Genomic DNA, 25393 nt, shown 5'->3' with positions numbered 1-25393 from the left:
TACTTCGTCACCGTCCCTATCCGATGAAACCAACATTCAAACCCTTGGCACCTTTCCAGAAAACGGATAGTAGCCCCATCGTTGAAAGCGTCAGTAAGCCCTATACAACGTCGGAAGGGATAAAGCTGAAACCCCGCTTTACGGTAGCCGACATAGCCGATGCAAACCACCTGTCGTACGGGGCAGGCATACCGCCTTATGTACGGGGCCCCTATGCCAGCATGTACGTTCGTCAGCCATGGACCATCCGTCAATACGCCGGGTTCTCAACGGCTGAAGCCTCCAATGCCTTCTACCGGCGTAATCTCGCAGCCGGACAGAAAGGGTTATCGGTTGCGTTCGATCTGGCCACCCACCGGGGCTACGACTCCGACCACCCGCGCGTGGTAGGCGACGTGGGGAAAGCGGGGGTGGCTATCGACACGGTCGAAGACATGAAGATCCTCTTCGACCAGATCCCCCTCGACCAGATGTCGGTATCGATGACCATGAACGGAGCCGTGCTGCCAATTATGGCCTTCTTTGTCGTAGCGGCCGAAGAGCAGGGCGTTTCAGCGGAAAAATTGTCGGGCACTATCCAGAACGATATCCTGAAGGAGTTCATGGTGCGCAACACCTACATCTACCCGCCGGAACCATCGATGCGTATCGTAGGCGACATCTTTGCCTATACGGCGCGGCACATGCCCAAGTTCAACTCCATCAGCATCAGCGGCTATCACATGCACGAAGCGGGCGCGCCGGCCCATCTCGAACTGGCCTACACGCTGGCCGATGGGCTCGAATATATTCGGACGGGTCTGCGGGCAGGTATGGGCATCGATGATTTTGCACCCCGCTTATCGTTTTTCTGGGGTATCGGCATGAATCACTTTATGGAGATTGCCAAGCTGCGGGCCGGGCGGTTGCTGTGGGCCAGAATCGTGCAGCAATTTGAACCCGGGAACCCGAAGTCGCTGGCGTTACGGACCCACTGCCAGACATCGGGATACAGCCTGACGGAACAGGACCCCTTCAATAACGTTACCCGCACAACCATCGAGGCTATGGCAGCCGTGCTGGGCGGTACGCAGAGCCTGCACACCAATTCGCTGGATGAAGCCATTGCCCTGCCAACCGACTTTTCGGCCCGTATTGCCCGTAATACCCAGTTGTATCTCCAGCACGAAACCGATATTACCCGCGCTGTCGACCCCTGGGGCGGCTCTTACTATATTGAGTCCCTGACGAAAGAGCTGGCCGAAAAGGCGTGGACGCTCATCGAAGAGGTAGAGCAGCTGGGTGGTATGACCAAAGCCATAGAAACCGGCTTACCCAAACTTCGTATCGAAGAAGCAGCGGCCCGCAAACAGGCCCGCATCGATGGCGGCAAAGACATCATCGTGGGCGTGAACCGATACAAACCCGAGTTCGAAACGATTATCGACCTGCTCGATATCGACAACCAGGCCGTTCGGGAGTCGCAGGTGAACCGCCTGAGAACCGTTAAGGCCGAACGCAATCAGGCCAGCGTAGCGCAGGCACTGGACGCGATCACGCAGGCGTGTCTAACCTTGCCTTCCTCCCCCGCCACTAAAGAAATCGGGAATACAACCAGCGGTTCTTCTTCGAACGAAAGCACCAACCTACTGGCCCTCGCCGTTGAAGCGGCCCGGCACCGGGCCACCCTCGGCGAAATATCAGACGCTATGGAAAAAGCATTTGGCCGCCATAAGGCCACGATTCGGGCGGTATCGGGAATTTATTCCGCCGAAGTTTCCGACGATGAAAACTTCCGGATAGCCCGGGAGATGAGTGACCGTTTCGCCGAACTCGATGGGCGTCGACCGCGTATTCTGGTGGCCAAGATGGGCCAGGATGGCCATGATCGGGGCGCTAAAGTCATTGCTACCAGTTTTGCCGATCTGGGCTTCGACGTTGATATGGGGCCACTGTTTCAAACGCCCGATGAGGTTGCCCGCCAGGCGGCTGAGAACGACGTACACATCGTTGGGGTTTCGAGCCTGGCCGCCGGCCATAAAACCCTGGTACCCCAACTAATCGACGAACTCCGCAAAATTGGCCGCGACGACATCATGGTCATTGCCGGGGGCGTTATCCCGGCGGGTGATTATCAATACCTGTACGATGCCGGGGTAAAAGGTATTTTTGGCCCGGGCACCGTGATCTCTATTGCCGCCCAGAAAATACTGAACGAACTAATGACGGAGAACTCATAACCTCCCGGCGGGGTTGGCTACCCCGTCAAACCCGTTTTTCAGCAACCTCTTCGTCACCCTTATTTTCCCTTTCGGCACAAAAAAAACGGCATTCGGCCAGATTGGTTTCCCCGCACAGGTACCCGGTTGCACCTTTGACTCATCAATCTGAAAGCACACAACCGACTGTCATGAAAACCCTGCTACTTTCCCTGCTCATCGTTAGCGCCACCACATCCTTCGCACAGTTTCCGGGTGGTGGGCCTCCGGGCAGTGGTACAGGCGAACGGCCGCAACGGGCTAACCCGGCAACGGCAACCATGCCGGAATCCGACCCGCTGCCTCGTGGCAATGGTAAGATCAGTGGTGTGCTGATCGATTCCACCTCCGGCAAACCCGTTGAGTTTGCCACCGTTGCCCTGATCAGCGCCGAAACCAACAAACCTATCGATGGAGCAACGTCCGACGATAAAGGCAAATTCGTACTCAACAAGCTGGCGGCCGGCAAATACCGGCTTCAGTATTCATTTATCGGATACCGGGACAAACGGACAGACCTGATTACAGTCGATCGCGGCACAGACCTTAACTTGGGTTCTGTAAAGCTGGCTGCCGACATCCGGACGCTGAGTGAAGTCAACGTCGTTGGTCAGGCCGCAATGATCGAGGAGAAAGTAGATCGGCTGGTTTACAATGCCGATAAAGACATTACCGCCAAAGGGGGCGACGCGGGTGACATTCTCCGTAAAGTACCGATGCTGTCGGTTGATCTGGACGGAAACGTCAGTCTGCGGGGCAGCAGCAACGTACGGGTACTGATCAACAACAAACCGTCTACCATTGTCGCCAGCAGTGTAGCCGATGCCCTGAAACAGATTCCGGCCGACATGATCAAGACCGTTGAAGTGATTACGTCTCCATCGGCCAAATATGATGCAGAAGGGTCGGCGGGTATCATCAATATCGTAACCAAGAAAACGACCCTACAGGGTGCCACGCTCGACGTAAACGGGGGGGTTGGCAACCGGGGCAGTAACCTGGGGCTTAACGGCAACTACCGCACCGGAAAAATGGGGTTCTCGCTCAGTGGTTTCGGCCGGGCGGAGTACAACGTGCGGGGTGCCTTCTCGAACGATCAGACGACAGCCTCGCCCAACGGCAATATCAGAACGCTGCAAACCGCATCTACCCTCAACCAGCGCCTGTTTGGCAACTACCAACTGGGCTGGGATTACGATATCGACAAAAACACCTCCCTTACAGCCAGCCTCCGGTATGGTGCCCGCAACGGAGTAACGAATCAGAATAACCTGCTGACACAGACGTTTCTGCCCAACGGTTTTTTCCCGATATATAACGACCGGAACGTAGAGACCAAAGACTTGTCGGGTACGGTCGACGGCAATATAACCTACACCCGAACCTACAAACCCCAGCAGGAACTGAGCGTTCTGGCCCTGTATAGCCGCAACAACCGCACAAACAACTTCGTAGCCGACATCCTGAGCGGAGCCGATTTCGAGACCATTACTTCCCGGCAGCGAAACGAGAACCAGAGCTATAACCAGGAGTCGACATTGCAAGTAGACTACCAGACACCGATCAAGACCAACCAACTCCTGGAATTTGGTGCCAAAGGTATTTTCCGGCAGGTAAACAGCGAATTCGCTTACTTTCAGGCCGATGGGGCCAACTCACCCTACATCGAGGATGATACCCGCCCCGGTAACACGCTGTTTTACGATCAGAACATTGCCGCTTCGTACCTGTCCTACACGCTGACGACTAAAAGTAAATTCACGATCAAAGCTGGTGCCCGGTATGAATACACGTTCATAAACGCCCGGTTCAGCGATGAGTCGACGGGCCAGACCAATGAAGCCGGTACGAATGCCATACCCAACTACGGCAACCTCGTACCAAGCATCAATATCTCGAAGAACCTGGGAAGCGGCCGGATCATTAAACTGGCCTATAACCGCCGGATTCAACGGCCGGGTATTCAGTTTCTGAACCCGAACGTCAACGCGTCCAACCCAACCAACATCACGGTCGGTAACCCTTATCTGTCGCCCGAACTGACCGACAACCTTGAGTTCAGCACCAGCGCCAACATTAAAGGACTATACCTGAACGCGTCGCTGTTTGCCCGTCGTACGGCGAACGAGATCACCGCCGTTCGGGATACCGCCACACAGTCGTTCGGTGATATCGTCAACCCGGTATTTCAGCAGGTTATCCGCACCAATTACCTGAACGTGGGTCGGCAGGATGCTGTTGGTCTTAACCTGTTCGGGAACGGTACGCTCTTTTCCAAATGGCAGATCGGGGGCGGTATCGATATCTACCACGTCAGCCTGACCAACAACAATGCAAATCCCATTTATTCGGCTTCCAACTCAGGCTGGGTCGTATCGGGGCGGTTGATGAGCAGCCTGACGTTGAAAAATGGCTGGGGCGTGCAGGTATTCGGCGGAGCACGCGGTCGGCAGGTACAACTGCAAGGGTACCAGAGCAGCATGTATTTCTACAACGTTGGCGTCCGGAAGGAATTCAAGGATAAAAAAGCAAGTATTGGACTGGCAGTAGAAAACTTCCTCAACCACCCATTCGTGATGACGTCTGAACTGCGCTCGCCTATCCTAAGCCAGAATACAACGACGAGCTTCTATAATGCCGGGGTTCGCCTGACGTTCAGCTACAAAATTGGCAAAATGAGTTTCGATGCTCCCCAGAAACGCCGGAGATCGATCAACAACGATGACGTGAAAGGTGGCGACGGTGGAGGTAACGATGCGCCACAGCAGGCCGCTCCGGCAACCGGCGGTGGGGGCGGCCGCCCACGTCAATAAGTTCTATGATACCAGAAGGCCCTGTAGACGTCAAAAACTACAGGGCCTTTTTTATAAGCAAACTGTATGCCTTTGATGGCCCGATAAACTACCTGATCACAGGAAATAGCCCGTATCTTACCACTTACTTAACTTGTTCGTATGAAGTCCAAAAATCTTGTCAGTCTCACGGTAGCGCTTGTCTTTCTGGTACTGTCCGTGACCGGGCTGCTCATCTATTTCGCTCAGGGTTCTCATGCCGTTGAGCACATTCACGCCTGGTTTGGCGTGATGTTCGTGGCCGCAGCCCTGTTTCACATCGTCAATAACTGGGCTTCGATAACGGGCTATACCAAAGACCGGCGAACAGGCAGTATCCGGCGGGAGTTTGTCATTCCGGCCCTGATCGCTGTCGTAGTGGCGGGTGGTATCGCAGCCGATCTGCCCGTTTTCGGTAAACTCGCCAATGCGGGCAAAACACTGGTACGGGGCGATCAGCCGAGGCAGGGCGGACCGCTGTCTAAGGCTTCGGTCGACTCGATTGCCCGTGCCACTGAAACAGCCTATGCCGACGCGCTCAGCAAACAGGACACCACAGCGATTAGCGCGGTGCTGGACAAAAAAACGGCGGTACTAGCCGAAGACGGAACCCTGCGGACAGGTGCCGATCGACTCAGTCCGACCACCGAGCCGATGCTACCAACCGTCGACCATGCCGAAGCCCTGACCGACAATGTGATCGTTGTTCAGGGTACCTCCTCCAATGCCGCTAAAACCACCACCTTGATTTATACCCACGTATTGAAACGTCAGGAGAGCACGTGGCGCATTGCCGCCATTCAAACAGCCCGGCCTGCCGGGAAACTGGTAGAAACAACAGCCTTGAACTAAGGTTTCGGAGCGATATACAGCACGGATTGCGGAGCGTTGAGGGCAGCAGGGTTACAATTACCCTCACCTCGGCGCTCTGCCCTTTTGCAACGAAACTGATTTTTATGACGTACATGTACGAAGAAGAGATAGCTGATTGTCAGGCATATGGATTATTATTCGATGCTTCCCTGTTTTAAGCTACCAAACCGAAAATCACATAACACAAACTTCCTATAGTACAATTATTTAGTAAACTCTGTTGACTAACAGTTGGTTAATGGTATGAGTTACGCGCAATCAACGGCTGGATGAAGTTACGACTATACCTTTTTTTTTCTTTTACTTTAGTACTGCTTAGTTGGCCGCTGTCGCTATTCGCGCAACCAACCACTTATGTTATCAGCGGTCGCGTAACGGATGCGGGTACTGGTGAGGGTATTCCGTTCGCCAGCATCGCTGTAAAGGGCCAGACAGTGGGAACTACCTCCGATGCTGCAGGCCGCTACTCTCTCCAGATCAGGCAATTATCAGATTCGCTGCTTGTCCTCAGCCTCGGCTACACCACCCGTTCCTACCCGCTCGCATCGCTTCCGAGACAAACCATCGATGCCCAGCTGAAACCCACCGCTACCAGCCTTCAGGAAGTACGGGTATATGCTAAAGGGGGTGACCCGGCCTATCGTGTCATACGGGAGACGATTCGTCGGCGGGACCAGTACGACCCTTCCCGATTAAGCGCCTATCAGTACGACAGCTACACTAAAATTGAAGGGTACATCAATAATTTCGCCGAGAAGCGAAAAAAGAATCGTCGACCCGGCCCCATCGGGCGGTTGCTGGGTAAGCTGCCCGCCATTATCGACGAGAATGGAAAGCCGGCTGTCCCTGTCTTCATCTCCGAAACGTTTTCTAACTTCTATGCCCGCAGCAAACCCGACAAAGCCAAGGAACGGGTACTGAAATCGCACGTAACCGGGGTGGGCGTGAGTGATGGAGGATTGATTGCACAATTGACCGGTGCGTCTTTTCAGCAGTATAATTTCTATCGAAATGCGCTCAATATTCTCCAGAAAGATATTCCCTCACCCATCGGCAGCCAGTGGGAAACGGTGTATACCTTTCACCTGAAAGATACCGTCTCGCTGGGCAACGCGATCTGCTACGAAATTGAGTTTTCGCCCAAACGGGCTACGGACCTGGCTTTTGTAGGAACCGTCTGGATCGATACCCTGCAAATGGCCCTGGCGCAGGTGGATGCCCGCGTCGACAAGCGGGCCAATATCAACTTCGTCGACGAACTGCACATTGAGCAGGAATGGGATAAAACCGCTTCGGGCATCCGTTTCCCAACCCAGACGCAGGTAACCATCGACACCGACGAGCCTGCCCCGCGGGCACCCGGTGCGCTGATTCGGTTCTTCGCCACCGCCCGCAACATCATCGAGAACGACCCCAAAGACGTTGGCTTTTATGACCCATCGATTGAACTGGCTGACGATTTCCGGACTGCCGATGCCGGTTTCTGGAAAAGCGTCCGGCCCGACTCCCTGTCGCCCAGCGAGTGGCAGGCCATGCGCGTAGTCGATTCGGTACGAAACGTTCCGTTTATAAAAGTAGCCGGTGAGATCATCAAGCTTGGGGTGCTGGGCTACAAACCCATCAACCAGCTCAACATCGACCTGGGGCCTATTCTGTATTCATACGCCTACAATACGGTTGAAGGAAACCGCTTTCGGATCGGCGGACGAACCAATACCGGGTTCAGCCGTAAATGGCTGCTGGACGGCTACGTGGCTTATGGAACCCGCGATCAGGCGTTTAAGTACAGCGCTGGCGTCGAATATGTACTGAACCGAAAACCCTGGACGGTCATTGGTGTCCGGAGGACGTATGACCTGGAACGCATTGGCGTCTCGGCCGACAACATTGGCAACAACTCGCTCTTTGCCGCTTACTCGCGCTTCGGTACCATCCGGCGTCCTTATTTCCAGGAAGATAATCTGGCCTATTTCCGGCGCGAGCTGGGCCGGGGATTCACCCAGACGATCGCTCTTCGCAACCGGACATTCGAGCCGCTGTTTCCCTTTGCTTTCCAGCCTCAGACCCGCGACCTGGATCAGGAAGTTCGGACGACGTACCGGACGACCGAGCTAAGCTCAGAAACCCGCTTCGCACCTGACGAGGTCATGCTCCAGAACGACAACGTTCGGGTAAGTGCCGGAGCTACCCGCAAACCTATCTACACCCTGCGCTATACCCTTGGCCTACGGGATGTGCTGGGCAGCGACTTTACGTACCATCGGGTGGCCGTGACCATGAAACACTCGTTTCGCGTGGGGGTGCTGGGCCGGACTTTTTACTCGCTGGGGGCGGGCATTATCCCGTCTACCGTTCCGTATCCCCTACTCTACACCCCACTGGGCAACGAGTCGTTCTTCTACGTGGGAAATGCTTACAACCTGATGAATTACTTCGAGTTCGTTTGCGACCGCTGGGCTACGGTACAATTCGAACATAACTTCGCCGGACTGCTGTTCAACCGGATTCCGCTGCTTAGACGCCTGAAATGGCGCGAACTGGTCACGGCTAAAGTGCTGGCCGGTAGTGTATCGGCATCCAACCTGGCTATGATCCCCGGCACTGACGCGCAGGGCAACCCGGTCGAGGGATTTAGCTCACTTACCCGGACTCCATATGTCGAAGTCGGCTACGGCATCGATAATATCTTCAAAGTTCTGCGGGTCGATGCCATCCACCGGCTTACCTACCGCGACAATGTCAGCCGCACCGGCATACCGGTCACCCCCTTTTCCATCAAACTCTCTGGTTGGCTGGCTTTCTGATCAGCGGCAAAACAGCGTCTCTCTACACCACCGCCAGCCGGAAGTAAAACGAAGCCCCGTCGATTACGCTCGTATCCAGCCCGATCTGGCCGTTCATACTCTGGATAAATTCGCTCGATATGGCCAGACCGAGGCCCGTACCGCTGGTTTGCTCGTTTCCCTGAGCGTGACCCATGGCCGATGCTTTGAAATACCGGTCGAACACGCGGAGCTGATGTTCAGGCCGGATACCCGCTCCGTGATCCCGCACCCGGAATTCTACGTAGCCGTCCCGTACCTGGGCGCTTACCTCGATGAGTGCCTCCCCGGGACTGTGACGAACGGCGTTGGACAGAAAGTTAATGAGCACCCACGAGGCTTTATCCGGGTCGGCCAGCACGGGCGGCAGGCCAGTCGGGATATGTACCTGGAGGTTAAGGCGTTTCTGGTCGACCTGCGTTTGCAGCGCGCTGATGGCATAGTGGATAACTTCAGCAGGTACGACCGGTTGCAGGTTCAGCTGAATCTGCCCGGACTCCACCTGCGCCATGTTCAGCAGTTCGCTGGTGAGATTCAGCAGGCGGTCGGCGTCGTCGCGAACGTTTCCCACCAGTAGTTTCTGCTCATCGTTCAACTGCCCGATCCGGTTATCGTTGAGCAAGGTCAAACTCATTTTAATGCTCGACAGGGGCGTCTTCAACTCGTGCGAAACGGTAGCGATGAAGTTGGTTTTGGCTAAATCCAGCTCTTTATAGGAGGTGATATTTTCGAGCACAATCACATAACCAGCCAGTTGTGCCTGCTCTTCGCCGGTACGCGTTACGTCTACGGTGTGAATCCGTTTATTAAAATAACTCTCCCGCCCTTCGTCGTAGATTTTCAGTAGCCCACTGTCTTCCGCCGGGGCCAGGGCGCTGGCCATCAACGGCTGGACCAGCGTCCGCATCAGGTCGTTGGACGCAGCTACGTCGGGCGCATATTTTCCCGTCAGTTGGTGCTCCGTGGTACCCAGCAGCCGACAGATAACCGGGTTGGCAAACAGGACCCGGCGGTTCTCATCCAGCCCGATAATGCCCTCGCTCATGATCTGGATAAGCGTATCGATGCGTCGCTTTTCAAACAACACCCGCGCCAGGCTGGAATGCTCGTACTCGTCCAGCTTTTGGGCCATCGAGTTAAAGGACCGTGCCAGCTCGCCATATTCATCGCTCGACCGGAAATGCAGCCGTTCCTCAAAGTTGCGGCTGGCAATCTGTTTGATACCCCGCGTCAACTCATGCAGAGGATTGGCAATGTAGCCGGGAAAATTGATGATAAACGACAGCAGGATGAGTACGCATAACGTCCCGACGATTTCCAGCCAGAGCAAGGCATCTTTCGCCGTTTGTTTGGCGGTTTCGTTTTTGCGAATAATGGCCTGCCGGTTGAAGTCGTCGATCCGAAACAGATTCTGCTGTATTCGACTGAGCGTTGCAGGATCGGTAGGCTGACCCGACCGGAGCCGGTTGAACTCCTGGCGTACAGCCTGCGTCGCTTCCTTTTCGCCTACCTCAGTCGTATTTTGCTCCTGCTTTTTGAGGTTCGTCTCAAAATTACTCATGGCATCAGGATCGGTGCGGTCGGCTATGGCCTTCTGCATATTGCTGACAAACTCAAGCGACACATAATTATCCGTCAAAATCGCCTGCGAATCATCGGCGAGACGATCGAGATAATAAGCGCTCAACCCACTCAGCAACAGAATGATCATGAACAGAAAAAACAGGGCTGATGATACTTTGGCTTTAAGGGTCATGGGAATTGGAAGGAAGTAAAGGTAACGTGGCCTTTACCGGTTTGTCCTAAGAAAGAATGATCAAATCCGTATCTGACTCCGACAGTTTGTTCAGCAGTTGGTTGAACGCAAAGGTCCGCAAAATAATCTGCGTCAGGCTGAAGTGGGGTTTGCCAATACAGACCGTGGTCACCTTACGCTTGTCGGCCTCATCCACGATGCAGTTGACGACGTTATTCCCTTTTGCCTGAATCACCTCGGCACCCAGCTCGGTAGCCAGCTTCAGATTGTTGATCAGATGCCGCTGGAGGTCGAGCCGTATCCGGTCGGGGGCTTCGTTGGGTGTCTGCACGTAGAGCACATACCAGCGCGACTGGTAATAGGCAGCCAGACGGGCCGTCTTCCGAATCACGCGCCGGGCCACTTCATGGTTCGTACTGATACTGGCCAGAAACCGCTCGCCCTTGGGCTGGGTACCGGGCGGTAGTGTACGGCCAATTTTACGCTCTACGGCCGAAGCCACCTCCCGCAAAGCCAGTTCGCGCAGTTGCAGAATCGTACCAGGCTGAAAAAAATTGGTCAGGGCTGTCTGCACGTTGGCCGGGTCGTAGATCTTTCCTTCTTTCAGGCGGGCAATCAGTTCGTCGGCAGTAAGGTCGATGTTGACTACCTCGTCGGCCATTTGCAGGATTTTATCCGGCACCCGCTCCGTCACGCCAACCCCCGTTATGGCGTGTACTTCATCATACAGACTTTCGATATGCTGAATATTGACCGCGCTGATCACGTTGATGCCCGCATCCAGAATGTCGAGTACATCCTGCCAGCGTTTTTCATTTTTGGAACCCGGAATGTTCGTATGTGCCAGCTCATCGACAATCACCAGCTCAGGATGGGTATTGATCACGGCCTGAACGTCCATCTCGTCCAGTTCCCGCCCTTTGTAGAACAACCGACGCCGGCTAATAGCGGGTAAACCTACCACCAGCGCCTGGGTTTCGGCACGCTGGTGGGTTTCAATAAAGCCAATGCGGGCGTCGATACCATTACGCCGGAGCGCATGAGCTTCCTGAAGCATCCGGTATGATTTCCCTACGCCCGCGCTCATGCCGATATATACTTTCAGCCGGCCGCGACGCGATTCGCGGATGAGGTTCAGGAAACGTTCGGCGTTCTGGTCGTTGGGGAGCATCGTGTAGGGCCGCATTGCCGGTTCGCGTCAGGTTAGAAGCTTACCGCCAGACTCGTTGTCAGCGATGTATTGGTTCTGCTCAACCCCTCCCTGCTATCGAAAACAGGGTTTTTGCTTTTGTATACTTTGCCTTCGACCCGGAACAGGGCGTTGGGCAGAATAGCGTAATCATATCCTGCCGAATAGCCCCAGGTCCGGAAATCGGGCGTGCCGATGATCACTCCGTTTCTATCGTCGTAAAATTCGACGCGGCCGTTCACGTAGCTTCGGCCGGTGGTTTTGTAGCGGGCAATCACCACGGGCGAATACCAGACATAACGGCCGCTACCGACGCGCCGACGATCACCGTTGCTGATTACGGGCTTACGATCGGAACCACTATCGAATCCTGCAATCAACCCAAACCGTCCGCCAGGATTGATGATCGCGTAGACGTTGTTGAAGAAGCGCCCCTGCCGCAGGGAATCGGCTCTGTCGGAGCCAATGAACGTGCTCCAGTTCAGCGTCAGCTTCGACGACGGTCGGTACTGAACCTGGGTACTCAACGAAGGACCGCTATAGCCATCCAGTTTCCTGACCCGTTGCCAGCCATTGACCACCGACCCAAGCCATGTCCATTTGCTATTCGGGGTCGTATAGGTCAGTTTCACACCCGACAGATAATAGGGCGAGTTCTCGGCCAGTATACTGCGGGTTAGTGTCCAGCAATCTTTGGAAATAGCACTTTCAAAGCCGATATGCGACGTAAAAATACCCACGTCGAGCCACAGATCACCGTTTTTGGCCAGTTTCACGCCAGCGTTGGCGTCAAAAATATTCCGGACCAGGTCCTGCTCGGCGGCATAATTATACTGGGCATAGGTACCAACCTGGAGGGCCAGATTTCCCCGTACACGGTCGGTGGTATAGGCCGCTTTCACGAATGCCAGGTTGATGTTTACCTCGCGGTTTCGCTTGTGATTATAGAGAAAAGCAGGCCGTTCCTGCGCCGTTTTTGGTGCCGTAAACTCGTGGGTATAATACGCTTCGATATAACCCGAAAGGAGTAATCCGGTATTGGAATCAGCGGGCAGTGATGCCGGGGCCGTCGTATCGGGCGTTTGTGCCATCGATGCGGTGAGGAGGCCAGCCACAAAGACCGATGTAGTTAAAAACGTTTTCATGTTGATAATTTTGTCGCAGGCCGTTTATTTCGTTCCCGGCCTAACGGATACGGCTTTTCGAGATCGATTACTGAAGCTATCGCCGGGATGAGCAGATTGTAGACAGGTATTCGGCAATAGGTTCAGGCGTCGGTACCGGCTACCTGAGTTGATCGAGCGCCACGTTTAAGGCAAGTACGTTTACGTTGGATGGTCCAAACAGACCTAACAGTGGCCCTTCGGTATGCTGATCGACCAACTCCGTTATCCGCGCTGCCGGTAGACCCCGAACGCGGGCAATGCGGGCTACCTGGACCCTGGCCCCGGCAGGCGACAAATCCGGGTCCAGCCCCGAGCCCGACGCCGTGACCAGTTCAGCTGGTATATCCGTTTTGCTTACACCGGGATTATGGACCAGAAATGTATCGATACGAGCCTGTACCGCAGTGAGGTAATCGGGGTTGGATGGGCCTTTGTTCGACCCGGCCGAACCGGCCGCATTATAGTCCACTGCCGAAGGGCGGCTATTGAAATAGCGATCCTGCGTAAATTTCTGACCAATTACGGCATACCCAACAACCTTCCCGTTGGCGGTAACCGTTTCTCCTTTGCCCGCCCCCGGTGCGAAGCGGGCTATGCCGGCCACCAGCAGGGGGTAAATAACAACGAGTAATACCAGCATGACAAGTGTCAGACGAATGGCTGGTCCAATATGAGATTTCATGATGTCAATCAGGTTTTTGCGAGGGTCGGGCCTGGTCCGCCAGGCCCGGCCCTCGCGGTTATACAAACAATCCGACAGCTAAATCGATCAGTTTAATGCCGATGAACGGCGCCACAATACCACCCACGCCGTAGATCAGCAGGTTTCGGCGGAGCAGGGCCGAAGCCCCGATCGGTTTGTATTCGACACCCCGCAGAGCCAGCGGAATCAGCATAGGAATGATGATGGCGTTGACTATAACAGCCGACAGTATGGCCGATTCGGGCGAGTGTAGCCCCATGATGTTCAACGCCTGCAACGCCGGAATCGATCCGGTGAACAGTGCCGGTACGATGGCGAAATATTTGGCTACGTCGTTGGCGATACTGAACGTTGTCAGCGTACCACGGGTGATCAGGAGCTGCTTCCCAATTTCAACGATCTCGATTAGTTTAGTCGGGTCATTGTCCAGATCGACCATATTACCGGCTTCTTTAGCGGCCTGCGTACCCGAGTTCATGGCCACGCCTACATCGGCCTGTGCCAGGGCGGGTGCATCGTTGGTGCCGTCGCCCATCATTGCGACCAGCTTGCCCCCCTGCTGCTCATGCCGGATGTATTGCATCTTATCCTCCGGCTTTGCCTCGGCGATATAATCGTCGACTCCTGCTTTCTCGGCAATAAATTTGGCGGTCAGGGGATTGTCGCCGGTAACCATGACTGTTTTTACGCCCATTTTCCGCAGCCTTTCAAAGCGCTCCGCAATACCGGGCTTGATGATGTCCTGCAACTCGATGACACCCATAACCACATCATTCCGGGCCACCACCAGCGGAGTACCCCCGTTGGCCGCAATTGTTTTCGACTGGGTATCGGTTTCAGCCGGAAAGGTATTTCCAGCCCTCGTCACTAGGTTGCGGATAGAGTCGGTTGCCCCTTTCCGGATACGTTCTCCACTGGTCAGATCGATACCCGACGAGCGCGTTTCGGCGGTAAACTTGATCAACGTCGCGCCGGTGGTCGATAGCCGGCTGGTAACCGGCGAACCGGCCAGCTCGACGATGGACTTGCCCTCCGGGGTTTCGTCGGCCAGCGAACTGAGCGCCGAGGCCCGGATCATGTCGGCCTCTGAAACGCCGGGCGCCGGGTAGAAATGGGTCGCCTTCCGATTGCCGATGGTGATCGTACCGGTTTTGTCGAGCAGCAGCGTATCGATGTCGCCAGCCGTTTCCACCGCCCGACCCGATTTGGCAATTACATTGGCGCGCAACGCCCGGTCCATACCCGCAATCCCGATAGCCGACAGCAAGCCACCGATTGTCGTAGGGATCAGACACACGAAGAGCGCGATCAGGGCCGCAATCGTGATGGGCGTGTTGGCGTAATCGGCAAAAGGTTTGAGTGCTACGCAGACGATGATGAAAATAAGCGTGAAGCCAGCCAGCAGGATGGTCAGCGCAATCTCGTTCGGCGTTTTTTGACGGGTTGCCCCTTCAACGAGTGCAATCATTTTGTCGAGGAAGGATTCGCCCGGCTGGGTGGTCACAATAACCCGGATCCTGTCCGAGAGTACTTTTGTGCCTCCCGTCACCGACGATTTATCGCCACCTGCTTCCCGGATAACCGGTGCCGATTCGCCCGTAATGGCCGACTCGTCGATGGTTGCCAGCCCGTCAATTATCTCACCGTCTGAAGGAATCGTGTCGCCGGGTTCGCAGAGGAACACATCCCCCTTTTTGAGTTGTGCCGACGAAATGATGTCGACCGCATCGGGTTTGTTGTTGCCCCCCGCCCGAATGATTTTAGCGGGTGTTTCCTGACGGGTTTTCCGTAGTGATTCGGCCTGCGCTTTTCCCCGTGCTTCGGCAATAGCCTCGGCAAAATTGGCGAACAGCACGGTAACAAGGAGTATGAACGTAATAAAGACGTTGTACCCCAGCGAGCCCTGTGCTTTATCGCCCGTCAGGGCAATGTAGCCGCTCACCAGCACCATGATCAGGGTACCGATCCCGACGGTGAACATCACCGGATTTTTGATCAGGATAGCGGGATTCAATTTGACGAACGACTCCCGGATGGCCGTTCCAACGAGTTCACGCTGGAACAGGCCGGGAGAAGATGATTGCTTTGCCATTAGTAGTAGGTAGTATGGACCAGAGGCCGTTGTTTCGGCATAGCCATCCGTTATTTCAGTGAGAAGAATTCAGCCAGTGGTCCCAGCGTAAGCGCCGGAAAAAACGACAGGGCGGTAAGAATGAAAATGACGGCGAAGATCATCAGGCCAAACGTTGGTGTATCGACCGGCAGCGTACCCGACGACGCAGGGACACACTTCTTGCGGGCCAGTAAACCGGCAATGGCTACCGGACCAACGATGGGAATAAACCGGCCAAAGAGCAGCACGATGCCGGTAGCGTAGTTCCAGAAGAAGTTGTTATCACCCAACCCTTCGAAGCCGGATCCATTGTTGGCGTTGGCCGACGTAAACTCGTACAGCATCTCGGTGAAGCCATGAAACCCGGGGTTGTTGAGCCAGGCCGACGGGGCCACGGCCCAGTCAGATGCACCCCCGTAGCGAACGAAGATCCAGGCCGAGAGGGCTGTTCCACCCTTCACAAGCAAGGCGCTGAGCAGCGCAACCAGGGAGGCAATCTTGATTTCCCGGGCTTCTACTTTCCGACCGAAGAGTTCGGGCGTACGGCCGACCATCAGGCCCGAGATGAAGACGGCGATGATGAGGAAGTAGTAGAAATTGAGCAGGCCCGCCCCGGCTCCACCGTAAAAAGCGTTGACCATCATACCCAGCAATTCCATCGTTCCCGACAAAGGCATGGAGGAGTCGTGCATGGAATTGACCGATCCGGTTGAAATAACGGTTGTAGCGATACTCCAGTAAGCCGAAGCCAGCGGCCCGAACCGTACCTCTTTGCCTTCCATGGCCCCGGTCGATTGAGAGATGCCCATATGGGTAATGGCCGGGTTACCGCCTAACTCGCTGATGATCGTGGGAATCAGGAGCAGGAAGAAACCAATCGTCATCACCGCATAGATCATCCAGGCAAACCGTTTGCGGTTGACAAAGAACCCCAGCGCAAAAATCATGGCCACAGGGATCAGCATCTGCGCCACCATCTCGACCATATTGGTCAGATACGTCGGATTTTCGAGCGGGTGGGCCGAGTTGGCACCAAACCAGCCTCCTCCGTTTGTGCCCAGGTGCTTGATAGCGATCATGCCGGCGGCTGGCCCGCGCGACACGCCAACGGTATCCCCCTGGAGGGTTATGATCGTATCTCTCCCGTCGAAACTGGCAGGGACACCGCTAAAAACCAGGACCAGCGAGATTACCAGCGCCCCCGGCAGCAGCAGTCGCGTGATGGCGCGGGTGAACAGCACGTAAAAGTTACCAACGGTCTCTGCTGTTTGCGGTATAAATGAACGGAACAGCAGTACGGCGGCAGCAATCCCTGTGGCGGCCGAGGTGAACATAAGAAACGTGATGACCGCCAACTGGGTCAGATATGTCAGTCCCGTCTCACCGGAGTAGTGTTGCAGATCGCAGTTCACCAGAAAGCTGATGGCGGTATTAAAAGCCAGATCGAGCGTCTGCGAGGGGTTTCCATCGGGATTGAGCGGTAAGCTTCCCTGCATTACCAGCAGCGTGAACCCCAGCACCAGCCAAACCAGATTGATAGTCAGCAGCGCACGTAAGTTCTGTTGCCAGCTCAGGTTAGCGGTTTCATCGACACCACCCAACCGGTAGATCAACCGCTCCAGCGGCTTCATAAAATCGAACGCGTTGGGTTCTCCTTTAAAAACGGTAGCAAGAAACTTGCCCAGTGGTATTGCCAGCAGGACCGTCAGGCCATACATGGCTATAACACCCATCCATTCGGTAGTCATTGTGTTGTAAAAAGTTAGAATTTTTCGGGCTTAATCAGCACGTACAGCATGTAAGCAAAAACCAGCAGAGCCGCGCTAAAAACGAGTGTGATCATAATAATTGAGTAACGACGTTAGATGTGTTCGAACCAGTCGATGACTTTGTAAAAAACGGCGAAGCAGAGCAAGGCCGAAACACTAAGCAACAGGAATGTAAGCATGGGATATTCTTGTTTATCGGTTATTGAAAGCCATATGCCAAGAACTGCTCCAGAGGAATGATTGTCCAAAATATTTACAGACATACCATTGGAAATCAATATATTATACATAAAAGGCAGTCAGACAGCCAAGGCATAAAAAAAGCGAACCCTACCATTTTGGCAGGGTTCGCTTTTCAATTTGGGTTGGTAGCCGTTCGATTAGTCCAGCCCGTACTCGCTCAATTTACGGTAGAGCGTAGTCAGCCCAATGCCCAGGATTCGGGCCGATTCTGTTTTGTTGCCGTTGGTATGACGCAGCACCCGCCGAATGTGTTGCTGTTCGATGGTGGCGAGGTCGACGATGGCGTTGCTATCCGGGGCGGTCCCGCCGTTCTGTATTTCGTAAGGCAACAGATCGGAAGTTAGCTCGGTCGTTCCGTCAGCCTGTGTGTCGGCCAGGATAACGGCGCGCTCGATTACGTTTTTCAACTCGCGGATATTGCCTTTCCAGCCATGCTGTTGTAATTTCTGGACAAAGGCCGGACTCAGGTGAACAGCCCGCCGACCCACCTTGACGGCATCCTGCCGGGCAAACAGGTTGGCCAGTTCGGGAATGTCGTCGCGCCGGTTGCGCAGGGGCGGCAACTCGATACTGAACACCGACAGCCGGTAATATAAGTCCAGCCTAAACTGACCCGCATTGGCCTCCTGTTCCAGACTCCGGTTTGTGGCCGCTACCACGCGTACATCGGTTTTCGTTGGTTTGGTGTCGCCCACCCGCAGAAACTCGTGCGTTTCCAGCACCCGTAATAACTTTGCCTGAAGGTCTAGTGGCATTTCGCCGATCTCATCCAGGAAAATAGTGCCTTTATCGGCCTCCGCAAACAAACCTTTCTGGTCGCGGCTGGCTCCGGTAAACGCCCCCGCCCGGTGGCCGAACAGTTCGCTTTCCAGGATATCTTTGCCAAGTGCCCCGCAGTTGATCGCCACAAACGGACCCGTCCGGCGCAGGCTGGCGGAGTGAATGGCCTGCGCAAAAACCTCCTTACCCGTGCCGGTTTCGCCCGTCAGCAATACCGTCGTATCGGTCACGGCTACCCGGCGGGCCAGGGCAACGGCCTGCTGGATAGGCCCCGACCGGCCAATGATGCTGTCGAAACCGTGGCGCTTGCTCACCTGCTCCTCCAGCTGCCGGATGCGAAACTGTAGATTGGCCTTGTCGACCGCCCGGCTTACGAGGGGAATGATTTTGTCGTTGTCGTCGCCCTTGGTAATGTAATCGAAGGCACCATTTTTTATCGCCGATACACCATCGGCAATGGTTCCATAGGCCGTCAGCACAATAACTTCAGTAGCCGGATATAGCTGTTTGAACCGCGCCGTCAGCTCCACGCCGTTGCCATCGGGGAGTTTCACATCACAGATGATAACGTGAACCTGATCGCGCTCCAGGGTTTTGAGACCGGCGCGGGCCGTATCTGCTTCAAGAACCATGTAGCCTTCAAGCTGAAGAATCCGGGCCAGCAACTGCCGAAGCCGTACTTCATCGTCGATAAGAAGAAGAGTAGCCGCCACGCCCGTTAACGCCCGCTTTTCGCCAGCACCTCGTCTACGGTTAAGTCCTGTAGGGAAGGGGCTACCAGATCGGCCTGAGCAAGTACATCGGGAGAGCCCAGTCCAACCACAAACATGCCACCCCGCTTACCCGCTTCTACGCCCGCTACGGCGTCCTCGAACACGACGCACTCATCGGGCTGAACACCCAGTTCAGCCGCTCCTTTGGTGAATACTTCCGGATCGGGTTTGCCTTTGCTAATTTTGTTGCCATCGATAATGGCGTCGAACACGTCGATCATACCGATGCGCTCCAGAATCAGCGGGGCATTTTTACTGACAGAGCCCAGCGCCGTTTGTAAATTCGCTTTCCGCACCTGCGAGAAAAATTGAGCCACACCCGGCAAAATATCGTCGGACGACATACGGCTGACGAGTTCGAGATACCATTCATTTTTCTGGGTAGCTAGCTGCGCCTTCTCCTCGTCGGGAAGTGTCAGGTTGCCATGAGCCAGGATAAGGTCGAGCGAATCGGTTCGGCTGACGCCTTTAAGCTGCTCATTGAACTCCTCCGAGATATCGAAACCAAGTTCATTAGCCAGGCGCTTCCAGGCCTGGTAGTGGTAGATGGCGGTGTCGACGATGACACCGTCGAGATCGAATAAAAAAGCCTTGATAGGCATGTCTTTTCAGGTTAGTAGTAGTGGTAAAAGTACGGGTTTTGACCGAGGAAATGGGCTTACCGGCCGCCATCAGGGACCGTTTCGATCACATCGGGAGATACACCGTAAAGGTAGTACCCACCCCCTCTTCGCTGCTAACACGAATGGCTCCATCGTGCTGCTCCACTACTTTTTTAACGATAGCCAGTCCAATACCCGTTCCTTCGAACTGTTGTCGGTTGTGTAGCCGCTGAAAAACCTGAAAGACCAGTTCGGCGTGTTTCTGGTCAAAACCAATTCCATTATCTGCAATACAAACGGCCCAGTACGATCGGTTTCCCTGAAGTTCCTGTCGCAGGTCGGCGGGCAAATCATCACCCCGAACAGGGTATGCCGACACCCGAACTACGGGCGGAACAGGCTTACCGGCGGTATCGGTACGGCAGAATTTGACGGCATTGGCTAACAGATTCTGGAACAAATGCCGCAGTTGTACCCGATCACCAACCAGATCAGGCAATGGCTGATTATGGGCATCGCCGAATAGAAGGCGGGCGTTGGTCAGCTGAATTGAATGCCACAAATCTTCGGCAACATCATCGAGTAATTTAGCCAGCGAAAAAGGCCGAAACCGATCACGCTGCGCTGATATCTGAGAATAATCGAGCAGATTACGAATGAGCGACGACATCCGTTCGGCTGCCGACTGCATCCGGCCGATCATTTTACAGCCCTCAGCATCCAGCAGCGGGCCATACCGGTCTTTGAAAATGTCGCCGAACGCCTGAATTTTGCGGAGTGGCTCCTGTAAATCGTGCGAAGCGATGTACGCAAAGGACTGTAAGTTTTCGTTCGACCGTTTCAGCTCTGCGTTCGTCGCTTCGAGCCGTTGCTGATACTGTTTGTTCTCCGTTATGTTGATATTGGAAATAACGACACCATCGCCTGATTTCGCCGTGATACGCAACCACCATTCATCGCCAATGGCGAACTCTGTCATATTGGGCTCCCCCGTTTCCACAACCCCTACGTATTTGTGAAAATCGCTCGCCACCTGATCGGGCGTTGCCACTTCCAGAAATGTTCTGGTCAGAATCGTGTCGGCGAATTCACCCCACATAGCTCTGGCCTGCCGGTTGGCCATGACCGTTCGAAAATTGACAATCCGATGCGTATCATCCCGGATAGCCACATGGAGTGAAATAGCGGCCTGTGCATGATCCAGCACTGTTTGAAACAGATCGGACTGGCGCTTCATCTCCAGTTCAGCCCGTTTACTATCGGTGACGTTTATAAAGGTCAGCACCACCATGTCGGTCCCCTGCCGAACGGCCGACACGGTGAACCAGGCTTCAAGTCCATTCGTGTCGACATAGTACTGGGTTGTCCGTTCAGGTTGCCCCGTGTCAACGACTCGTGCATAGGTAGCGAACAGGCCCGACTCGATGTTTCCGGGAAAGGTTTTCAGTAATCGGGTACCAATGATTTGTTCAGGGGTTAGAAACAAGCTCTGTTCAACGGCCGGATTCGCTGTTTCTATCAGGAAATCGACCACCTGCCCATCAGCGCTCCGAATAGCTGTCATGGAGATAATGCTATTCAGCGATGCATCAAACGCCGACAAGGCCAACCGGATGGCCTCGGGCGATCGATGCAAAAAAGGATCCGAAACGTTCTCAGAAACAGTTGGCGAGGCCATCTAGCTACCACTTAGTTACAGGTGTATCAATTTACTGGTTAAGGTAGCAGAAAGTTGGATGCCAGCCACCGTTCAGAATAGCCGGTAACCCTATTTCTGCAACTCCAGCACCACGGCTGTTTTAGCCGGTAGTTTAATTGTTTTCAACTCACCAACGGCCGCGTCGGTCAGTACATTTCGAGCCGATTTGAACCCACCCATGCGCTCCGAAAAACGAGCCGTATCGAGCAGAATTTCCTTGTCGCCGGTATTGGTCGCTACCATTACCGTCTTACTGCCATCATAGCGGAAGTAGACATAGGTGCCCTCCTGCGGCAGAAACTGCATCAGCTTACCCGTATGCAGCACGGGGTTCTCCCGGCGGTATGTTGCCAGCTTCCGAATGAACAGAAACGCGTTGTTTTCCCGATCGGTACGCCCGGCGGCTTCAAACTTATTCTGCTTGTCGCCAGGAAATCCACCCGGAAAATCAAGCCGGACCTCGGCATCGGACGGATCTTTAAAGTTTTTCATCAGAATCTCGGTCCCGTAGTACATACTCGGAATACCGCGCGTGGTCAGCAACCAGGTCAGCCCTATCTTATACTTGTCCAGATCTTCGCCAATGACCGACAGATACCGATCGGTATCGTGATTGTCCAGGAACGTCACCAGTTTATTCGGGTCTGCATATACCGCGTCCTGCGCCAGCGCCTGATAAAACCGATTGACCCCATCGTCCCAGGTAAATTTCTGTTTGAGGGCATCGAGCATCGCCGAATACACCACAAAGTCCAGCCCACCCGGCTGGTTCGACTTGAACGGAAAATTAATGTTGTTGCGGGTATAGTATGACTGATCCACCACGTTGTTGACCCACGACTCACCAAATATGTGGATCCTGGGATACTCATCCAGTAAGGCCGCATTGCAGCGGTTCATAAATGGCTGGTCGTTGTACATATAGGTGTCTATCCGCCAGGCATCGATACCAAACTCTTCGACGGTCCAGAGCGCATGCTGAATCAGGAAGTTGGCCAGAAACGGATTCGTCTGGTTCAGGTCGGGCAAGTGCGGCACGAACCATCCATCGAGCGTTACCCGCCGGTCGCTTTCGGCGCCATGTGGATCGGTAACTGGCTGGTATTTATAGGAGGTATTCGTATAGGAAGGCCACTGGTGCAGCCAGCTTTTCATCGGCATATCTTTCAGAAACCAGTGGTTGATGCCCACATGGTTGTAAACCGCATCCTGCACCACCTTCAGCCCGGCAGCGTGGGCTTTCCGGACAAAGGTTTTATAGGCTTCATTACCGCCCATCCGTTTGTCGACGGCATAATGGTCGGTAAATCCATAGCCATGATAAGCCGACCGCATGGCTCCGCCTTCGTTGGTGAGCGGCTGGTTGTTTTCGAGTACGGGCGTTAACCAGATGGCCGTTGCCCCCAGGTCTTTCAGGTAGTCGATACGCTGTCCGACGCCAGCCAGGTCGCCCCCATGCCGATAGTAGGGGTTGGAGCGGTCGGCGTTGGGATCGGCCATGTCAGCAAACTTGTCGTTGCTCTCGTCGCCGTTGGCAAAACGGTCGGGCATGGCCATATAGATAAAGTCGGCAGCCGTAACACCCTGCCCCTTAGGCTCACGATTGCGGTCTTTCAGCACAAAGGGCTGCGTGAGTGTCTGACTACCGCTCTTGCCCACCAGTCGGAGCGTACCAGGCCGGGCAGATGCCGCAATGGTCAAATCCAGAAAAGCGTAGTTCGAGTTTTCGACCTTATGTGTTTTTACGAGCTTCACCCCCGGGTAATCGACGGTATAGGTCAGGGTGCCCGCGTTGGGACCGTAAACGAGCAGCTGCACATTGGGATTTTTCATACCCACCCACCAGTTAGTGGGGTTTACTCGCTTAATATCAGCCTTTTGCGCAACAACTGCCGGGCTGATCAGGAGCAGGGTCGCAAAATAAAAAAAATAAATTCGTTTCATCGGTTCGTTTTGTTGTGGTCGACAGGGACAGCCGCATCCCGGCTATATACCCACTGACGCGGCAGGATTAAGACTTCGATCAACAAAAATAACCTAAGTTTTTCGACGGGAAAGGGCATAATTTTGTATCACCACCAGCCAGTGCCCGCCTACCCCATGAATACGACCTCTCATGTCCCGGTAATGGACAAACTAATAATCTACCAGATTTTCACCAGACTCTTTGGTAACCAGCGTACTAGTAACACGTATAACGGCTCCCGTGACGAAAATGGCGTTGGCAAATTCAACGATATCAATAACGCAGCCCTACAGGCACTCCGGCAGTTTGGTGCGTCGCACGTTTGGTACACAGGTGTTATCGAACACGCCACGCAGACCAGCTACGCTGAATTCGGAATTCATACTGACGATCCGGCTGTCGTGAAAGGCCGCGCGGGCTCCCCTTATGCTGTAAAGGACTATTACGATGTCGACCCCGACCTGGCCGTGAGCGTTCCCGACCGCATGGCCGAGTTCGAAGCCCTCGTTGGGCGCACCCATGCCCATGGCCTGAAAGTGATCATCGACTTCATACCAAACCACGTTGCCCGCCAGTATGGCTCCGATAGAAAACCGGCTGGTGCCGTCGACCTGGGCGAAAAGGACGACACAAGCGTAGGGTTTTCGCCAACGAATAATTTCTACTACCTACCCGGCGAGACCTTTGTGGCACCCGGTAACGTAAGCCATGCAGAACGACCAGCCGCGCCACCCTTACACGAGTTTCCGGCTAAAGTCACGGGTAGCGGGTCCATTACCGCCACACCGGACAGCAACGACTGGTATGAGACGATCAAACTCAACTACGGCCTCAATCTATTCGACGGAAGCCGCCATTTCGACCCTATCCCCGCTACCTGGCATCAGATGCTCGACATCCTGCTGTTCTGGTCAGCTAAAGGTATCGACGGGTTCCGCTGCGACATGGCCCAGCTGGTGCCGGTCGAATTCTGGCAATGGGCCATCAGCCGGGTAAAAAAACGCTACCCCGGTATGATCTTCATTGCGGAGATCTATGAACCCAGTCTGTATCGGTCTTATATTTTCGAGGGTGGATTCGACTACTTATACGATAAAGTAGGCTTGTATGATGCCGCCCGGCGGCTGATGGAGGGCCACGGCTCCTGCTACGAACTGAGCCAGGTATGGCAGCGCGAATCCGGCGGTTTTGCGAACCATATGCTCCGTTTTCTGGAAACGCACGACGAGCAGCGCATCGTGTCCCGCTTCTTTGCCAACGATCCCTGGGCTGCCATCCCGGCCATGACGCTGACGGCCACCATGCATACGGGGCCGTTTCTGGTGTATTTCGGGCAGGAGCTAGGCGTACGGTCCGAAGGCAGCGAAGGCTTCAGTGGCGATGACGGACGAACAACCATTTTCGATTACTGGGGCCTGACCGATTGGCAGAACTGGGTAAACGGAGGAGCTTATGACGGTGAGGCCATGACCGATGATCAGCGCAGGCTGCGCGCTTTTTACCAGCAGCTCAACCACCTCGTCAACGGGTCTGACGCCATTCAGAACGGTTATTTTTATGACCTTCAATATGCGAATGATAACAACCAGAGCGCTGGCTACGATGCCCATCAACTTTACAGTTACTTTCGGTACACAGACCGTCAAAAGCTTTTGATTGTCTGTAATTTTTCGAACCATAACACCTACGAAACCACGGTGCGTATCCCCCGGCACGCTTTCGACTCCATGGACCTTGATCCATCCCGGATGTACCGATTTACGGATATCTTCCTGAGCACCGTTCAGATCGAAACCATTGGCCGCGAAGGCGTACCACTAACGTTGCCACCGCGCAGTGTACGGGTACTGGAATTCAAATAATGCGCTCAC

16 protein-coding genes are annotated in these 25393 nt (G+C 54.5%); 5 read left to right on the top strand and 11 right to left on the bottom strand.

Features of this window, described 5'->3' with window-relative positions; translation table 11 throughout:
- Positions 1-23: 23 nt before the first annotated feature.
- The 4 genes from scpA (at position 24) to FH603_RS17480 (ending at position 8745) form a co-directional block, all read left to right on the top strand.
- On the top strand, positions 24-2219 hold the full coding sequence (gene scpA, locus FH603_RS17495; RefSeq protein ID WP_186738873.1) for a methylmalonyl-CoA mutase: 2196 nt from the start codon (positions 24-26) through the stop codon (positions 2217-2219).
- A 170-nt stretch (positions 2220-2389) separates the two neighbouring features.
- Positions 2390-5050, top strand: coding sequence for a TonB-dependent receptor (locus FH603_RS17490; RefSeq protein ID WP_186738872.1), 2661 nt, complete (start codon positions 2390-2392; stop codon positions 5048-5050).
- 141 nt (positions 5051-5191) lie between these two features.
- The gene (locus tag FH603_RS17485; RefSeq protein ID WP_186738871.1) at positions 5192-5920 is read left to right on the top strand and encodes a DUF4405 domain-containing protein; all 729 of its coding nucleotides are present in this window, start codon (positions 5192-5194) and stop codon (positions 5918-5920) included.
- A gap of 290 nt (positions 5921-6210) precedes the next feature.
- Positions 6211-8745 carry a DUF5686 family protein gene (locus FH603_RS17480; protein ID WP_186738870.1) on the top strand — a complete coding sequence of 845 codons (2535 nt, stop codon included), beginning with the start codon at positions 6211-6213 and terminating at the stop codon, positions 8743-8745.
- Positions 8746-8767: 22 nt separating this feature from the next.
- On the opposite strand, the gene FH603_RS17475 is transcribed toward FH603_RS17480, so the two are convergent.
- The 11 genes from FH603_RS17475 to FH603_RS17425 form a co-directional block, all read right to left on the bottom strand.
- Positions 8768-10519 carry a HAMP domain-containing sensor histidine kinase gene (locus FH603_RS17475; protein ID WP_186738869.1) on the bottom strand — a complete coding sequence of 584 codons (1752 nt, stop codon included), beginning with the start codon at positions 10517-10519 and terminating at the stop codon, positions 8768-8770.
- 46 nt (positions 10520-10565) lie between these two features.
- Positions 10566-11690, bottom strand: coding sequence for a sensor protein KdpD (locus tag FH603_RS17470; protein ID WP_186738902.1), 1125 nt, complete (start codon positions 11688-11690; stop codon positions 10566-10568).
- A 32-nt stretch (positions 11691-11722) separates the two neighbouring features.
- On the bottom strand, positions 11723-12853 hold the full coding sequence (locus tag FH603_RS17465; RefSeq protein WP_186738868.1) for a porin: 1131 nt from the start codon (positions 12851-12853) through the stop codon (positions 11723-11725).
- Between the two features lie 139 nt (positions 12854-12992).
- Positions 12993-13556 (bottom strand): K(+)-transporting ATPase subunit C, encoded by a 564-nt coding sequence (locus tag FH603_RS17460; protein ID WP_186738867.1) that lies wholly within the window; start codon positions 13554-13556, stop codon positions 12993-12995.
- A 58-nt stretch (positions 13557-13614) separates the two neighbouring features.
- A complete protein-coding gene (gene kdpB / locus FH603_RS17455; RefSeq protein WP_186738866.1) occupies positions 13615-15669 on the bottom strand; it encodes a potassium-transporting ATPase subunit KdpB in 2055 nt (684 codons plus the stop codon).
- A 50-nt stretch (positions 15670-15719) separates the two neighbouring features.
- Positions 15720-17438, bottom strand: a complete 1719-nt coding sequence (kdpA, locus tag FH603_RS17450; protein ID WP_186738865.1) for a potassium-transporting ATPase subunit KdpA — start codon at positions 17436-17438, stop codon at positions 15720-15722.
- Positions 17439-17452: 14 nt separating this feature from the next.
- Positions 17453-17533, bottom strand: coding sequence for a potassium-transporting ATPase subunit F (locus FH603_RS28965; RefSeq protein ID WP_186738901.1), 81 nt, complete (start codon positions 17531-17533; stop codon positions 17453-17455).
- 306 nt (positions 17534-17839) lie between these two features.
- Complete coding sequence (locus tag FH603_RS17440) at positions 17840-19195, bottom strand: sigma-54-dependent transcriptional regulator (protein WP_186738864.1); 1356 nt, start codon at positions 19193-19195, stop codon at positions 17840-17842.
- 5 nt (positions 19196-19200) lie between these two features.
- A complete protein-coding gene (gene pgmB / locus FH603_RS17435) occupies positions 19201-19857 on the bottom strand; it encodes a beta-phosphoglucomutase (RefSeq protein ID WP_186738863.1) in 657 nt (218 codons plus the stop codon).
- An 85-nt stretch (positions 19858-19942) separates the two neighbouring features.
- The gene (locus FH603_RS17430; protein ID WP_244968014.1) at positions 19943-21493 is read right to left on the bottom strand and encodes a sensor histidine kinase; all 1551 of its coding nucleotides are present in this window, start codon (positions 21491-21493) and stop codon (positions 19943-19945) included.
- 132 nt (positions 21494-21625) lie between these two features.
- Positions 21626-23500 carry a glycoside hydrolase family 13 protein gene (locus FH603_RS17425; protein WP_186738861.1) on the bottom strand — a complete coding sequence of 625 codons (1875 nt, stop codon included), beginning with the start codon at positions 23498-23500 and terminating at the stop codon, positions 21626-21628.
- Between the two features lie 156 nt (positions 23501-23656).
- On the opposite strand from FH603_RS17425, the gene FH603_RS17420 reads away from it, so the two are divergent.
- Positions 23657-25384, top strand: coding sequence for an alpha-amylase family protein (locus FH603_RS17420; RefSeq protein ID WP_186738860.1), 1728 nt, complete (start codon positions 23657-23659; stop codon positions 25382-25384).
- The last annotated feature ends 9 nt before the right edge of the window (positions 25385-25393 follow it).

The organism is Spirosoma utsteinense, assembly GCF_014282275.1.
In the GTDB taxonomy this organism is placed as follows: Bacteria; Bacteroidota; Bacteroidia; order Cytophagales; family Spirosomataceae; genus Spirosoma; species Spirosoma utsteinense.
The sequence above is the reverse complement of the archived record's forward strand: the minus strand, read 5'-3'. Positions and strand labels throughout refer to the sequence as shown.

Coding starts and splice junctions, on each gene's coding strand:
- FH603_RS17485 (WP_186738871.1), top strand. CDS start 5,192: ATGAAGTCCAAAAATCTTGTCAGTCTCACGGTAGCGCTTGTCTTTCTG.
- FH603_RS17480 (WP_186738870.1), top strand. CDS start 6,211: ATGAAGTTACGACTATACCTTTTTTTTTCTTTTACTTTAGTACTGCTT.
- FH603_RS17470 (WP_186738902.1), bottom strand. CDS start 11,690: ATGCTCCCCAACGACCAGAACGCCGAACGTTTCCTGAACCTCATCCGC.
- scpA (WP_186738873.1), top strand. CDS start 24: ATGAAACCAACATTCAAACCCTTGGCACCTTTCCAGAAAACGGATAGT.
- FH603_RS17425 (WP_186738861.1), bottom strand. CDS start 23,500: ATGAAACGAATTTATTTTTTTTATTTTGCGACCCTGCTCCTGATCAGC.
- FH603_RS17490 (WP_186738872.1), top strand. CDS start 2,390: ATGAAAACCCTGCTACTTTCCCTGCTCATCGTTAGCGCCACCACATCC.
- FH603_RS28965 (WP_186738901.1), bottom strand. CDS start 17,533: ATGATCACACTCGTTTTTAGCGCGGCTCTGCTGGTTTTTGCTTACATG.
- pgmB (WP_186738863.1), bottom strand. CDS start 19,857: ATGCCTATCAAGGCTTTTTTATTCGATCTCGACGGTGTCATCGTCGAC.
- FH603_RS17460 (WP_186738867.1), bottom strand. CDS start 13,556: ATGAAATCTCATATTGGACCAGCCATTCGTCTGACACTTGTCATGCTG.
- FH603_RS17475 (WP_186738869.1), bottom strand. CDS start 10,519: ATGACCCTTAAAGCCAAAGTATCATCAGCCCTGTTTTTTCTGTTCATG.
- FH603_RS17465 (WP_186738868.1), bottom strand. CDS start 12,853: ATGAAAACGTTTTTAACTACATCGGTCTTTGTGGCTGGCCTCCTCACC.
- FH603_RS17420 (WP_186738860.1), top strand. CDS start 23,657: ATGAATACGACCTCTCATGTCCCGGTAATGGACAAACTAATAATCTAC.
- kdpB (WP_186738866.1), bottom strand. CDS start 15,669: ATGGCAAAGCAATCATCTTCTCCCGGCCTGTTCCAGCGTGAACTCGTT.
- kdpA (WP_186738865.1), bottom strand. CDS start 17,438: ATGACTACCGAATGGATGGGTGTTATAGCCATGTATGGCCTGACGGTC.